Genomic DNA, 15,200 nt, shown 5'->3' on the forward strand with positions numbered 1-15,200 from the left:
AGCATATGGAAATTATGCAGGACGCACGCAGAGCGGTACTGGAATTGCGCTATAACGGAAAGGATGTTACGGAGGATATCACTAAATCGCTGACAGACTTTCAGTATAATGATGCTGCCTCAGGTTCTTTGGATGATCTTACAGTCACGCTGGAGGACAGGGGGCACAATTGGCAGGGGCCTTGGTCACCGGTTGAAGGCGATCAACTAATTGCTGCCATCCGTACGGTCAACTGGGATAAGCCGGGGGAAATCAAGAAGCTGCCACTGGGCACCTTTGAGGTAGACAGTATTGATTTTAGCGGTCCTCCTGACACGATCTCGATTAAGGCGGTCTCGCTTCCCGTGACCTCCGAGATTCGGATGCAGCGCAGCTCACGCAGCTGGGAGAAAACCAATCTGAAAACAGTAGCTGCCCAAGTGGCCAAACGCGCGAAGCTCAAATTAATCTATGAGGCTCAGGACAACCCCTCTTATGACCGGCTGGAGCAGTCGGAGGTGTCGGACTTGGCCTTTTTGCTGAACACAGCTACGCAAGAAGGCATCGCGATTAAAGTATCTTCTGGAAGCCTGGTACTTTTTGATGAACAAGAATATGAACAAAAAGAAGCGGTGGCCACGATTGTGCGCGGGGAGGACAATGTGACGGATTACAGCTTCGCTTACAATACTGCCTATGCAGCTTTCCGGGCATGTACAGTGACGTATACTCCCTCACAGGGCAAAGAGCCTCTCAAGGCTACGTATACCCCTCTAGGCGCACCTAAGAGCGGCCCTGTACTTAAGATTAATGAACAGGTTGACTCGCAGGCAGATGCGATGCGGCTGGCCCGTAAAAGGCTTCGCGAAAAGAATAAAGAGGGCGCCAAAGGGACTCTCTCGCTTATGGGAGATCTACGGATGGCTGCCGGACTCACAATTAATATCAAAGGCTGGAAGCGGTTTGACGGCAAATACATTGTTGAATCAGCAAGGCACTCAATTGGAAGCAGCGGATACACAACCAGTCTGGACATTCGTAAAGTATTGGGGTGGTGAATGGTGATACTTATTGGCAGGGTATCTACAGCTAATCCGGCAGCCGGAAGTGTCAGGGTTACTTTTGCAGACCGCGATGATATGGTTTCCGGCGAGTTACCGGTTCTAACACCGGGCGGCTGGGGAAAAGGCAATGCAGTACCGTTGCCGGGAGAGCGGGTCGTGTGTGCTTTTTTGAATCATGCGCGTTCCGCTGGCATCTGTTTGGGAACCTATTTTGCGGATGATGGTCAGCCTTCCGGTACCCAGGATCAGCGGGGGGTATGGTTCGAGGATGGCAGCTATGTCTATTACGACCGAACAGCCCAGAAGCTGAATGTTAAGGCAACCGGCGGGGTGCGGATCGAGGGAGACTTGACGGTTACCGGCAAGCTGTCTGCCAGCTCAGTTCATGATGGAGGAGGCAGAACCGGATGAGTAATAAGGGCAGTAAAGAGCAGAAGCAAGATTATAAAATGAATAAGATTGGCAGCCTGGGCCCTGTGGTATTTGTCGTTGCTGAAGGCGCTATTCGTACCATAGATGAATTCAAACGCAGCAGCTCCAGCCGGTGGGCGCAGCATGACATTATCGGCAAGAAGCCCAAGAAGGAATTCCTTGGACCGGGGGCAGATTCGGTTTCTTTCTCCGTTCATTTCTCGGCGGCGCTTGGCCTTAATCCGCGAAAAGAGTTAGACAGGCTTACCGAGCTGGACCGTGCCGGCAAGGCGATGCCGTTAATCATAGGGCGTAAGAATGTGGGGGTTGGGCTATGGGTCATCAGCAGTTTGTCGCAGGATTGGAACAGGTTGGATAGCATCGGCAATGTGCTGGACGCACAGGTCACGATCTCACTTGAGGAGTATGTGAAATGATATATACCATTGATATGACTCAGCCCGCCCTAATTGATTTTAGCCCGGCAACGGTAGAAGAGGAAGTCGCTCAGAATATAAGAATGATCCTTGCTACTCCGCTTGGGAGTGCACCGTTGGCCCGGGGAGTTGGCCTGGACTACTCAATTATTGATGAACCGGCATATATCGCAGAATCCCGCCTGACGGCAGAGATCATCACAGCCATTACAGAGCAGGAGCCGCGTGCGATAGTGGCCGATGTTTCTTTTCATAAGGATATAGAAGAGCAGCTTACAGGCAGTTTGGCCGTTGTACTGAAATATAGCCTGGCAGAGGAGGAGTAGGAATTGGAATATGCAGAATTACCGGATATCCGCTTTTCAGAGGAGGATGCAGCAGCCATACAGCAAAATGTAATCACAGTGTATGAAGGCCTTGCCGGACGCACTTTACAGCCTGCCGATCCGGTGCGGCTTTTTTTGTCTTCGCTCGCAGCTGTGATTATCCAGCAGAAGGTGCTGATCAATCAGACAGCCAAAGGAAATTTGCTGCGCTATGCCTCAGGCACGTTATTGGATCACATGGGGGCTTTTCAGGGAGCGAAGCGGTTAGAGGCATCGGCGGCAATCGTTACGCTTCAGTTTGTTTTATCGATCCCGCTGGCTTCAGCAACTTCGATACCAGCAGGGACACGCGTCGGAGTACAGGGCGGTAAGGGTTCGATATATTTTATAACCATGGAGTACTTGGAGATTCCTCCAGGAGAGACTGCGGGGATGATTAAGGCAAAATGCTCCGAATCGGGGACAACAGGGAACGGGTTCTTGCCGGGGCAGATTAATGTTCAAATGGACCCGCTGCCTTTTGTCCAGTCTGTAAGTAATCTAACTACCAGCTCTGGCGGAGCTGCTGCTGAGACGGATGAAGCCTTCAAGGAACGCATCCGCCATGCGCCGGAATCGTACTCAACGGCGGGGCCTCAGGGAGCATATGAATTCTGGGCTAAGTCCGCTTCCCCGGCAATTAAGGATGTTCATGCTTACTCTTCGGCACCCGGGCGTGTTACCGTTGTTCCGTTACTGGCAGAGGGGGGGATTCCAAGCGAGGATGTCCTGAATTCTATTGCTGAGACTTTGGAAGACCGGGGAATCCGGCCGCTTACCGATCTAGTAACCGTGAGTGCACCGCAGCCAATCAGTTACAATACTTCGCTGGTCTATTATATTAGCCGCAGCCGGGCTGCTGAGGTTCCGGGTATCCAGGCGGCAGTATCGGCAGCTGTTGCTGCTTATCAGCTATGGCAGCGCTCCAAGCTTGGCCGGGATATCAACCCGTCAGAGCTGATATCCCGTGTTATGGCTGCTGGGGCACTCCGGGTGACAGTGACAGAGCCCGTGTATAAAACCATGTCCGCAACCCAAGTGGCTCTGGCCGGCACAACGGCAATGACTTACGGAGGGTTGGCAGATGATTAATATCCAGACTTTAAGCCTGATCGATCTGCTGCCGCTTCCCATTCGTAAGGACCCTGCCATGGCTGCGGCTGCGGCTGCGTTAGATATACAGTTACAAGAGACGAATGCTATGATCGCCGGTTTGAATATTTTTGGCCGGTCAGCGGAATGGACAGATGCGGAAACGGATGAGCTGGCCTGGCAATTCAAGCCACCGTATTATGATCCAGCTCTGCCTGTTGAACAGAAGCGGCTACTGATTCAAAATGCAATACCCTTTCACAGACACAAAGGTACTGCAGGTGCAGTAGAAGATCTGATCGCCATCCTGTTTGGCCAGGGTGCAGTCGAAGAATGGTGGCAATATGGGGGAGACCCCTGTCATTTTCGGGTGGTCACCAATAATGCTGATGTGACTGCTGCACGGGCACAGGAGTTTATCGCCGCTGTTGATGCAGTGAAGCGGTTGTCTGCTGTACTGGATAGCGTCACTATTTCACAAGCGGAGCAGCTGCCTCTTTACTTTGGCGGCTTTTTACATTTTGGGGAACACATTAAGATATAGGGAGGGAATCATGTGGCAGTATTTGGAGGCATGACACTGACCAACAAAGGTCTTGTGCTGCAGGGAAAGGCCCAAGCGGGGGGCAAGTTGAATTATACCCGCATTGCTGTAGGCGACGGTTCACTTACAGGACAGGCTGTTCCGGCGATGAATGGACTGATTTCGCAAAAGATCAGTTTGCCGATTACACGAATAACTACACAGCCGCCTAATAAGGCGATTATTGGTTCGGTGCTGCGGAACGCGGATGTCTCTACAGGATTTTACTGGCGGGAAGTGGGAGTCTTCGCACAAGACCCGGATGCGGGGGAAATCCTCTACGCCTACGCTAATGCCGGAGTAACCGCAGATTACATTCCGCCAGGCGGCGGATCAGACATTATCGAGAAGACGTTCGATTGTGTCGTAGTAGTAGGCACAGCCGCCAATATTACGGCGGTCATTGATGAGTCGCTGGTGTTTGCGAAGAAGTCTGAGCTCAATAATGTTGAAGCTGCCAAAGTGGATAAAGTATCAGGCAAGGGATTATCAGCGAATGATTACACCACAGCCGAAAAGACTAAACTGGCTGGGATCACTGCGGGGGCAGGCGGGGGAAGCTCAGCAACGGATACGGTTATTGGGAGCCGGACGATTTCAGATACTACGGCACCAACAGGAGATAGCGGCACTATTACCAATCTGCTGGGTTGGCTGGCGAACACGGTCAAATCCATCACAGGCAAGTCTTCCTGGCGGACTGCTCCGGCCACAACACTGGAGGCTGCAAAAGCACATGCGGACGATGCCACCCGGCATCTGACGGCAGCGGATCGGACGGCAATCGCCGGGGCTATTCCTTCTTCGCAGAGGAATGTTGCGAACGGGGTGGCTGCTTTAGACAATGCATCGCTGGTAGTGGGCCAAGGGTTGAGACTTGGAGGCAGTGAGCAGTACATCGAAAAGGTGTTCTCATTCCAAACCGTTAATGGTACCGCTAATCAGAAGATAGATTACACATTTGGTCCAGCCGTCATGTCTGGATTTATTGAGGTGACAGTAACTGGGGCTTGGGGTAACTCTTCATCTGAAGGTAGATTGACAAAGCGGATGGATGTTATGGGTAGCACTGCGGGCACCATTAACCGTCAAAGCTCACAATATACCGAGGTTTCTGGCGCTATTAGAGGGCAGTTGTCAATCTCAGATGTGTATTGGAAAGAGGGTAAATGGACCGTAACAGTGGAAGCAAGAACTAGTGCAGGGAACAACTATACTACCCACGTTAAGCATCACGGACCACTTGGGGCTAAAGATTGGGTGCAGGGGAGTATCTACACGGGATCACCAACAACCTTGCCAATAGCAGTGCAGGTTATCTCAGATGATACGAAAACAAAGAGCGGGCAGCAGATTGAAACGGTTATAGGCTCTCAATCTAAGGCAGATGCAGCGCAGGCTGCTGCTATTGCCTACACCGATACAAAGGTAGGTCGGGTAGACCTGACCCAGACTCTGGGGCCGGGCACATCGATAATCCAAGCGGACCAGAACGGCAGCGAGTTGGACCTGACGGTTCAGGGAGTGACGCGGAATAACGTGCTGGCAATCTATGGGGACGCAGAGAGTTTGGCGGGGTGGACCCAATCTAGCGGCGAGCCGGTCATTTTGTCTTCCACTCAAAAGCGATCTGGTAGTTACTCCTTCAAGGCTGTGCCGAATGCGAGTAAGGGCAGTTATGTGTACAGAGACTTCACCACATCTCTGGAAGCAACCAAACAATATGTCTTAGCATTCGCGGTATTTGTGGAGACGTATACCAACGGCAATCAAGAGGTAAGTCTGCGGGACATTGGAACTTTTACACCGAAGTATAATGTCTACCTGGGAGCATCGGTTCCCGTGGGAAGCTGGCAGACTTACTACCTGAAGATTCCGCCAGGTAATACACTGGTGGGCAACGGCTTCAGGCTGTTGGTCGGTGCGGGCGGGGCAATGGTTAACTATATGTATTTCGATGACATACGGATGTATGAAGTCACCGCAGCGGAGTATGCGGCCATTGGTGCAACAATCACCGGAGCCGCGATTGATTCATATTTCCCACATGTTTCAGGCAAGCAGCACGTGCAGGGCGTGTCCGTCACAAAGCAAGGAAAAAATGCAGCTAGTGTATCTGTTTTATCAATGACCAATACAGTTAACGGGGCCACTTTAATTGAAGATAGGTCCACTAACTCCATTACTGTGAATTCCGGCACAGTGGCCGGCTACAACTACGCTGCAACAAGCAGGATACAGGTTATTCCTAACACCGTGTACACTTTGTCTGCAATTTTGACTAATGTATCAGGACCTGACTTACCTTCCCTTAGCGTAAGAAAAGGTAGCGATAATGGAGTGAGTAATATTACAGGATTAGGAGGGGTTGGCTCCAAAAGCTTCAGTTTTAATTCGGGTGCTGAAACTGAAATTATCCTTTTTGCCTATGGATCGGTTGCAACGGCTGCTGTCCAAACAAAGCGTTATGAGAACATTCAGCTTGAACTCGGCAGCGCAGCCACCTCATTCACGCCAGCAGAGCCGCAGTCCGTTATCCTCCCGGTCACGCTTGGGCAGATCGGGGATGTGCGGGATAGTGTGTACTCGCAGGGTACGGAGTGGATGTATGTGGAGCGTATAAAAAAGGGTATCGTTCTGGATGGGGCGCTTGCTTGGACGTATGGTGGAGGTTATCCCGGATTCCATCGTGCCATGCATACGAATTATCCTAATGCTGTTATTTTGAGCGGCTTGTATACCAAATATGATGGATTTACATCTCAATTTAAAGAGACTAGCGCCTCTGATGATTGCGCCAATATATATCCCACCAATGGCGGGAGCTTATACTTATCGCTGCCGCATAGCAAAACAGGGTGGTCGGACTCAATTAATCCGTCTAATAACGCTATCAAGGCCCTCATGAATGGATGGAAGGCAACAGCAAACGATGGATCAGCCTATTCATCTTGGGTGGCTATCCTGGACGGCAGCGCCCCGGCAACGAATACTTCAACCTATGTAGCCGCCAATAAAGCCCCGGGCTGGACGGCATGGGCTACGCTGGATTACGTGCTTGCTTCTGCCGCAGCTCCGGTGCCGATTCCAAACGCTGAGGGGAGCATTACGCTGCACCCGGGCGGGAACCAAATTAATATCGAGACCGGAGTTATTCAGAGAGAAAAGGTTACCCCTGTATTTAATTCTGGTGCCAACTACTGGGAGATAAATCGAAGTGACTCACCTTATGTTGCGTCAAAAACGTCAAAACGGTGCGGGAAATTTGTAGAGGTTTATGCGGGCAGTGAGGCGATACCAAGGGTATGGGCTGTAAATGCGATAGGTGTTGTCGGGACAGATAACGGCGTGCGTATGGGCATCCCCGTAGCCTACTATGACCCATCAGCGACCTACTACGTAACTTACATCGCCCTCGACAAATACGCCCTCACCGCCAATGTCACCGAGACAGCAGCCACATGGCGGACTGGCCTGGGCGGCGCGGTCTCGGATGTTCTCCAGGCTGTCGCGGAGATACGGCAGAATAATGATCTGCAGGACTTTGCCGATGATTATATTGAGGCAAAGGTTGATAACCTGAAGTTAGGGGTTGCCAATGGTTCAGCACTGCCTGCTACCATTCAGAAGTACAAGCTGACTGAGGATGGTGGATGGGCTACGAGGTATACAGGCACATTAAATAACTTGACCACTCCAGGCTACTACTATATACCAAGCACCCCATCAGATGCACCTATCGGCTATACTGATTCCGGTATTTTAGAGGTAATCAGGCTAGCAGACAGCACTACAAATACAATTCAAAGGCTGACTACTTATGGAGCGGGGAGGAGAACATTTACCAGAGGTGGCGGAAATGGCGGTATCTGGGGAGCTTGGCAAGAGACCGTCATGAAAGCCACACAGTTAGCCAATACTATGGACTTAAACACGCTGACGGAAGGAGAGTACTACGCTGTAAGCAACGCCTCTGCTGCAACTCACATAAATATGCCTGCCGAGGTTGCAGGTGTGTCGTATGCCTTGAAAGTTTTAAGGAATGTGGGAGATGGTGTGACACAGCTTTTAACGACTTATCTAGTAAGCTCTCCGAGAATGTTCGTTCGGAGCAATTACAACGGATTATATGGGGCTTGGTATGAAATTGAAACCACTCGTACCAAAAATGTTGCCGGAGGGTATGCCGGACTGGATACAAACGGGGATATCCTACTGACGGCAGTTCCTGACGCAGTTCAGAAGTACAGCCTCACCAAAGATGATGGGAAAGCACTAGTCCTAGCCGGGGGAACCGATCTAAATACTGTTCTTACAACAGGATTCTACTCAGCACAGAGCCTTGTCAATGCTCCCGGAGACTCCAGCGCATGGTTCCACATTATAGTCCAGACTCATTCTGGCAATACAGACGGCACCAGCTATGTGGTGCAAAGAGCGATAAATTTAACATCCGCCGGAACTCCTCCCGAATGGATCAGGAGACGGGTAGCAAATGTATGGGGAGCATGGGTTAATATTCCGAACAGCAGTATGTATAACGTTGCAAACGGATTAGCTTTTCTTGATGCAAACGGCGATCTATCTTTAAATACTATCCCTGATGCGATTATTCAGGGTACGGTTGCTTATGCCGTCACCACCGGTACAGTACCGAATCTCTACGTTCAAATATCATCCTTTTCCACAACTGCCCTAGTCACTGGAATCCGGCTGTCTATCAAGATTCATGTCGCTACCTCCGGCCCGATTACACTCAACGTCAACGGCCTGGGAGCTAAGTCCATCAAAAAGCCAAACGGCAATAACCCTCCGTTGGTGCAGGGCGGGGTGTACACAGTGGTGTACGATGGAACGGCTTTTATCTTACAGGGTGAAGGGGGTGAGTATGGTACAGCTGAAGCAGCACAGGTACTAACCGGCTATAGCGTTGGGAGAGAGTACGGGGTGGTGGATGGCTCCATGCCTAACCGATCCACTGAGAATCATCACATGCCTGCATCGCAATACACGGTTTGGGAGGGGGATCGAGTCTTCCTAAATCCACCTGAGGGATATTACAATGGTTCATCGTGGGTTACAGCTCCCGCGACAGATATTAGACCTGAAAATATTTTAGTCGGCAAGAATATACTTGGGGTGTCAGGTAATGGTAAAAGCCCAATGAAAGAAGCAGTTCGGACGTTTAAGTCTAACGGAGGGACAGTTTCAGTTTCGTTTGAAGGGCTTCCATTTGTCCCTATGCTTTTAATTTGTTCGCAAAATGTAGTATGTACTAACAGCTCTGTTCCGGGAACTTCTGGCTTAACTGAAGGTTACGGATTTGCAGTACGCAACACAGTGTCAGGTACAGCAAGGGGAGGGGCACTTCGTACAGCGTATACTCCGGTTTCTGGAGGATCTTCGTATTCTCAGTTCGGGTCATTCAACGTAACATGGACGGACAATTCAGTCACAATCACCATGTTTGATAATGGAAGTGTGGGCAATAAGGTCGCATTTATTTATGGTATTTAAGAGGAAGAAAGCAGAATGAACAATGGAATAAGCTATCCATTGCAGCCTCTCCAGAAACGGAGGGGCCTTTTTATTTTATAAGCTATCATCTGCCTCCACTCCATACTTTATTCCAAAATGAACAAAACCCATTGACTTCGCTGCATAAACGGATATACTATATCTTATAGAATTAGTCGGGATTAACCTCGTAGGTTTCGATCTTGACGATATCCGGATGGAGGAAACTTAGATGAACCTGCTCGAGAAAGAGGATTTAATCAAAGTGAAAGCGGAAGAGCTGGAGCATGCGGCTCCAGAAGAAATTATCCGCTGGGCGGTGGAGACCTTTCCGAATATAACCTTTGCCTGCAGCTTCGGGGCGGAGGATGTGGTGCTGGTGGATATGATCCAGAAGGTTAGTCCTTCGACAGATGTGTTCTATCTAGATACGGATTATCATTTCAAGGAAACCTATGAGACTAGAGATATTATGGCTGACAAGTACGGTATGGAATTTGTCCGGGTATCTCCGCAGATAACGGTGGAGGAGCAGGCCTTGCAATATGGGGAGGCGTTATGGAATACTGACCCTAACCAGTGCTGCGCCATCCGTAAGGTGGAACCTTTGACCCGTATTCTCTCACAATACGACGCTTGGATTACCGGGATTCGCCGGGACCAAGCCCCTACCCGTGCCAATGCGAAGAAGATAGAATATGATAATAAGTTCGGGCTGGTCAAGTTCAATCCGATTGCGAACTGGACTACGGAGGATGTGTGGAATTATATCCGCGAGAATGATGTAATCTACAATCCGCTGCATGACCGCAATTTCCCGAGTATCGGCTGTGAGCAATGCACCCGGGCTGTTATGCCTGGTGAAGATCCGCGTGCCGGCAGATGGTCCGGTTCGGACAAGACAGAATGCGGATTGCACAAATAAGATAGGGCTAAATAAGTATCAGCACTACACAGGCACTGCACAGGAGGAGAGAACAGGGATGACTTCAATACTTCCTCACGGAGGAACGCTGATCCGGCGCATAGCAGACGGAGAAGAGAGAGTAGAACTGCTGAAGCAAGCTTTAGGCCAGCAATCGATTGCCCTTAATACTTGGACCTTATCTGATCTGGATTTAATTGGTGTAGGCGCCTTCTCGCCGCTTACCGGATTCCTGAACGAAGAGGATTATCACTCGGTAGTAAGCAATATGCGGCTGGCTAACGGTACGGTATGGAGTATACCGGTTACACTGGCTGTCGGTGACGAGCTTGCAGCAACTCTTAAGACAGGCGACAGGGTTTCTCTAATCGGTGAAGACGACGGTGTTATCTACGGTCTGCTGGATATTGAGAGTATTTATACGGTAGATCAGCAGGTTGAAGCGCACAATGTGTTCAAAACAACCGATCCAGCGCATCCCGGAGTCAGCAAGCTGCTGTCCCGTCCGGCAACGTATGTAGGCGGACCCATAACGGTACTGAACCGCCCGCAGCCGGAGAAATTCGCCGAATTCTATTTTGACCCCGCCGAGACCCGCCGGATCTTCGCAGATAAGGGCTGGAGAACGGTTGTAGGCTTCCAGACGCGTAACCCGGTACATCGTGCCCATGAGTATATCCAGAAATGCGCTATGGAGGTTGTAGACGCCCTGTTCCTCAATCCCCTCGTAGGTGAGACCAAGTCGGATGATGTTCCGGCCAACGTACGGATGAAGAGTTATCTGGCCTTGCTGGAGAATTATTATCCGGAGAACCGTACTTTCCTAGGCGTCTTCCCGGCAGCGATGCGTTATGCGGGTCCGCGTGAAGCCATCTTCCATGCCATGGTGCGTAAGAATTACGGCTGTACACACTTCATTGTCGGGCGTGATCATGCAGGTGTGGGAGATTACTATGGTACGTATGAAGCGCAGGAGATCTTTGCTAACTTCACCGCCGAGGAGCTTGGGATTACACCGCTATTCTTCGAGCACAGCTTCTTCTGTGTGAAGTGCGGCAACATGGCCTCCAGCAAAACCTGTCCGCACCGGGCTGACCAGCACCTGACACTTTCGGGTACGAAGGTACGGGCACTGCTGCGTGACGGACAATGTCCGCCTCCAGAGTTCACACGCCCTGAGGTAGCACAAATTCTAATTGAAGGTATGTCACCGGAAGTCTCTGTAAACTCCTGACAGCCAGTACTATTTGGCCCTCTTGTCCCATATAGATGAGTAGAATCTATCGGGACGAGGGGGTCTTTGTTATGTCTGGAGGGCAGAAGCATAAAGTCTCGGTCTGGATCTCTTGGCGCGGCATCAAAAAAAGTATCCTGGGCGCAATGCTGCTCACTATAATGATTGGAATCATTGCCTACGACATGCCGACTGCCAAGACGGTCAATTATTGGAGCCTGCCGCTCTCCGGCAAGGTGATTGCCATTGATGCAGGTCACGGGGGACCGGACGGGGGAGCAGTGAGCCGCTCAGGCCTGATTGAGAAGGATATCAATCTCTCCGTGTCTCTGTATTTGCGCGATTATCTGCAGCAGGCTGGGGCGATTGTGGTGATGACCCGTGAAGGGGATTATGATCTGGCCCAGGGCAGCACCAAAGGGTACGCAAGGCGCAAGACGGAGGATCTCAAGCAACGGGTGCGTAGCATTGAAGAGAAGGGGGCCGATCTGTTTGTCAGCGTACATATGAACAGCATTCCTTCCAACCGCTGGAGCGGGGCACAGACCTTCTATTATCCGAGCAACGAAGGGAATAAGGCTTTGGCCGGGCTGGTACAGGATGAACTGAGAGCTACCCTTGAGAATACGGACCGCGTGGCGAAGACCGCGAATACCATTTATTTGTTAAAAGTGTTAAAGATGCCGTCCGTGCTCGTTGAGGTAGGCTTCCTGTCACATCCTCAGGAGTCCTTGCTCCTGGGGGATGATCTGTACCAGCGGAAGGTGGCAACCAGTATCTACAGGGGCATCCTGCGGTACAGCTCCGAGCAGCCATAGCGGCGTAGGGTGGGACTACTCTTCCCTCCGGGGGTAATGCTATAATGGGTACAAATACCGGGGCTTACCGCCGGATAGGAACAGAGGTGCTTTTCCATGCAGACCAGGGAACAAATTCAGGAACTTTTACAGCCGCTTACAGACCCGGAATCCGGAAAAAGCCTGATCGAACTACAGTTAATCCGCGATATCATGATCAAGGAAGACCGTATTTCGTTATCCATCGTATGTCTGGATTCGGATGAGAAGAAGCGGATGGAGCTGGAGCAGCAGGTGCGCGACCTGCTTACGGAGGGCGGGGCAGAACAGATTCACATCCGCCTGCGTGATGCCACCGACTATGAACGGGCTATGCTTCTCGGCGAGGGCGGCGGGGATGAGCCGGATTCAGAGGAAGGGGAGAAGCTCAAAGGACACGCAGCGGGCCTTGAGGGGCATGAGCTGATCAATGAGAACTCAGGGGTGAACTTCATCGCAATTGCCAGCGGCAAGGGCGGGGTCGGGAAATCAACCGTAACCGTGAATCTGGCGGTGGCACTGGCCCGCAAGGGCAAGAGAGTCGGCCTGATCGATGCAGATATTTACGGCTTCAGTATTCCGGACATGATGGGAATTGAAGAAGGGCCGATCGTGGAAGAAGGCACGATTATTCCGGTAGAACGCTTCGGTGTGAAGGTTATGTCGATGGGCTTCTTCATCCGGGAGAATAGTCCGGTCATCTGGAGAGGACCCATGCTTGGTAAAATGCTGCGACAGTTCTTCAGTGATGTCGGCTGGGGGGAACTGGATTACCTGCTGCTGGATTTGCCTCCAGGTACGGGCGATGTTGCCCTTGATGTCCACCAGATGCTGCCGCACAGCAAGGAGATCATTGTCACTACCCCGCATGCTACGGCTGCCTTTGTGGCGGCGAGAGCGGGCTCTATGGCTCTGCAGACGGAGCATGAGATTCTTGGCGTCATTGAGAATATGGCATATTACGAATGCTCCTCCTGCGGCAAAAAGGATTACATCTTCGGCAGAGGGGGCGGAGCCCGTCTGGCTGAGACGCTGCATACAGAGCTGCTGGCCCAGGTGCCGCTGGGTGCCCCGGACAACCATATCTCCGAGCCGGACTTCTCACCGTCAGTATATAAGGCGGATACGGCTACCGGAGTATTGTTCGCAGACATTGCAGACAAGCTGATTGCCAAGTACGAGCAATAATCACCCTTTGACCTTGCCGTGCACATAAACAAATAAGGCCTGTCCCTTCCAAGGGGCACGGCCTTATTTTGATTAAGAACCTGAACCGGAACCGGAATCGTCTCCGCCTTCCTGCTTCTGGCTGTCACCGCCCTGCTTGTCCTCCCCGCCACTTTCGCCTTTACCACCATCCTTTTTCTCAACCTTAGGCTGCAATTCATCCTGGACTACGGATTTGAGAAGCGTAAGTACCTCCATACGGAATAGCGGGTTCTGCATGGCTTCCTGCATAATGGTCATGGACTGCTTGCGGTAATCCGGTGTCTTCGTAAGATCGAGGAACATTTTCGTCATTTCGGGCGACTTCATAATTTCTCCAACCGACTTCTGATAAGTAGGGTCCTTGATTAATTGAAGATGAAGTTCCTTGCTCTCTTTGTTAATCGCTTTGGCGAAATCTCCGGCAAACTGCGGATCGGTCATGATTTTTTCGATTTCCTTCTGATACTCCGGCGCAGTGAGGGTATCTTTAACAGCGATGCGGATCTGCTCAGTTGTCTGCATAGGCATCATCTTCATGCTTAAACCACTGGTGGCGCTGCCCCCCTCTGAGCTTGGAGTAGACAAGGCCTCCTCTACAGCCTTTTTCCCTTCATCGCTTTTCAATATATCGACAACCATCGTCTTCATTTCCTTATATCCGCCTTGCCCCGAAGAAGAACTGCTCTGTTCGCCCCCGCAGGCCGTCAAAGTGATCATCAAGCCAAGTGCCAAGCCTCCAGACCAGATAGCCCTCCATTTCATTGGCGCTGCCCTCCTTTATAGAATTACTGCTTGTAGTATGCCGCGCGAGGGAACATTTATGTTGAAGCGGAATGGTTTTTTGACGGTAACCTTGGTAAAATAAATCTGACACGGGGAGGTGAAAGCGCTGAGCTTGAGAAAATGGTTTTATTTGTTCTGGACCACGCTTTTGATCGGTGCAGGCGGGGCGGTCATTGCTGGACTTGCTCTGCAGATAGGGAATGGCGGTATACAATTTAAAGGCACTGCCGATCTTCTCCTGTACTCACTGATTCTTTTGGGCTACGGAGTGCTTGTAAGCGTATACGCCCAGCTCGGATTTTTTGCGTATCTGATCCTCAACTATACGGGCATCGGGGTGTTCCCGCGCAAGGCGTGGCGCTACATACAACTGGTGCTGGCTGTGCTGGCACTGTTTGAGCTGATGTTCCTGCGCACCTTTGTCGGCGGAGACCAGAGCGCCCGGACGGATGTGACGCTAGGTGTGGCTATTCTGTTCACTGCACTTATTGTATCCTGGCTCAAGATACGCAGCACGAACGTGTCGGCCTGGGTCCCGACCTTTTTCTTCATGACAGCCATCACTATAGTGGAGATTATCGGCGTGCTGCGGATCGGCGTGGACAGCGCCACCATCTTTATTCTTGTACCGCTTGTCGCCTGTAATGCCTTCCAGATTCTGATGCTGCACCGTGTACTGAAGCCGGCTTCAATTTGACGATAGCAATCATGCTCAAAACCCCGCCCTCTGTATACAACCAGGGAGGCGGGGTTTTGGCACTGTTT

The 15,200-nt window shown here is 51.1% G+C and carries 13 protein-coding genes; 12 read left to right on the forward strand and 1 reads right to left on the reverse strand.

The genetic code is table 11. The features are described 5' to 3' along the window. The first annotated feature begins 5 nt into the window (after positions 1–5). From MKX42_RS04720 to MKX42_RS04770, 11 genes are all read left to right on the forward strand, one after another. A complete protein-coding gene (locus MKX42_RS04720; RefSeq protein WP_340751521.1) occupies positions 6–1,037 on the forward strand; it encodes a phage late control D family protein in 1,032 nt (343 codons plus the stop codon). Continuing rightward, positions 1,038–1,454, forward strand: coding sequence for a phage baseplate assembly protein V (locus MKX42_RS04725; RefSeq protein WP_340751522.1), 417 nt, complete (start codon positions 1,038–1,040; stop codon positions 1,452–1,454). Continuing rightward, the gene (locus MKX42_RS04730) at positions 1,451–1,891 is read left to right on the forward strand and encodes a phage tail protein (protein ID WP_340751523.1); all 441 of its coding nucleotides are present in this window, start codon (positions 1,451–1,453) and stop codon (positions 1,889–1,891) included. The genes MKX42_RS04725 and MKX42_RS04730 overlap by 4 nt, the downstream gene beginning before the upstream one ends. Beyond that, entirely contained in the window at positions 1,888–2,217 is a 330-nt protein-coding gene (locus MKX42_RS04735) for a GPW/gp25 family protein (RefSeq protein WP_340751524.1), read from the forward strand. The genes MKX42_RS04730 and MKX42_RS04735 overlap by 4 nt, the downstream gene beginning before the upstream one ends. Before the next feature lie 3 nt (positions 2,218–2,220). Next, complete coding sequence (locus MKX42_RS04740) at positions 2,221–3,348, forward strand: baseplate assembly protein (protein ID WP_340751525.1); 1,128 nt, start codon at positions 2,221–2,223, stop codon at positions 3,346–3,348. Further along, on the forward strand, positions 3,341–3,892 hold the full coding sequence (locus tag MKX42_RS04745; RefSeq protein WP_340751526.1) for a phage tail protein I: 552 nt from the start codon (positions 3,341–3,343) through the stop codon (positions 3,890–3,892). Before MKX42_RS04740 ends, MKX42_RS04745 begins: the two co-directional genes overlap by 8 nt. A 12-nt stretch (positions 3,893–3,904) precedes the next feature. After that, a complete protein-coding gene (locus MKX42_RS04750) occupies positions 3,905–9,448 on the forward strand; it encodes a phage tail-collar fiber domain-containing protein (RefSeq protein WP_340751527.1) in 5,544 nt (1,847 codons plus the stop codon). 232 nt (positions 9,449–9,680) lie between these two features. Continuing rightward, entirely contained in the window at positions 9,681–10,373 is a 693-nt protein-coding gene (locus MKX42_RS04755) for a phosphoadenylyl-sulfate reductase (protein WP_076081754.1), read from the forward strand. A gap of 58 nt (positions 10,374–10,431) precedes the next feature. Beyond that, positions 10,432–11,607 (forward strand): sulfate adenylyltransferase, encoded by a 1,176-nt coding sequence (gene sat, locus MKX42_RS04760; RefSeq protein WP_340751528.1) that lies wholly within the window; start codon positions 10,432–10,434, stop codon positions 11,605–11,607. Positions 11,608–11,678: 71 nt separating this feature from the next. Beyond that, positions 11,679–12,425: an N-acetylmuramoyl-L-alanine amidase CwlD gene (gene cwlD / locus MKX42_RS04765; protein WP_340751529.1), complete on the forward strand. Its 747-nt coding sequence runs from the start codon at positions 11,679–11,681 to the stop codon at positions 12,423–12,425. 96 nt (positions 12,426–12,521) lie between these two features. After that, positions 12,522–13,631 carry an Mrp/NBP35 family ATP-binding protein gene (locus MKX42_RS04770; protein ID WP_340751530.1) on the forward strand — a complete coding sequence of 370 codons (1,110 nt, stop codon included), beginning with the start codon at positions 12,522–12,524 and terminating at the stop codon, positions 13,629–13,631. A 72-nt stretch (positions 13,632–13,703) separates the two neighbouring features. Here the strand turns inward: MKX42_RS04770 and gerD are convergent, their stop codons facing one another. After that, positions 13,704–14,414, reverse strand: coding sequence for a spore germination lipoprotein GerD (gene gerD / locus MKX42_RS04775; RefSeq protein WP_340751531.1), 711 nt, complete (start codon positions 14,412–14,414; stop codon positions 13,704–13,706). 127 nt (positions 14,415–14,541) lie between these two features. On the opposite strand from gerD, the gene MKX42_RS04780 reads away from it, so the two are divergent. Continuing rightward, positions 14,542–15,132 carry a KinB-signaling pathway activation protein gene (locus tag MKX42_RS04780; protein WP_340757617.1) on the forward strand — a complete coding sequence of 197 codons (591 nt, stop codon included), beginning with the start codon at positions 14,542–14,544 and terminating at the stop codon, positions 15,130–15,132. The last annotated feature ends 68 nt before the right edge of the window (positions 15,133–15,200 follow it).

The organism is Paenibacillus sp. FSL R7-0204, from assembly GCF_038002225.1.
Lineage (GTDB): Bacteria > Bacillota > Bacilli > Paenibacillales > Paenibacillaceae > Paenibacillus_AQ.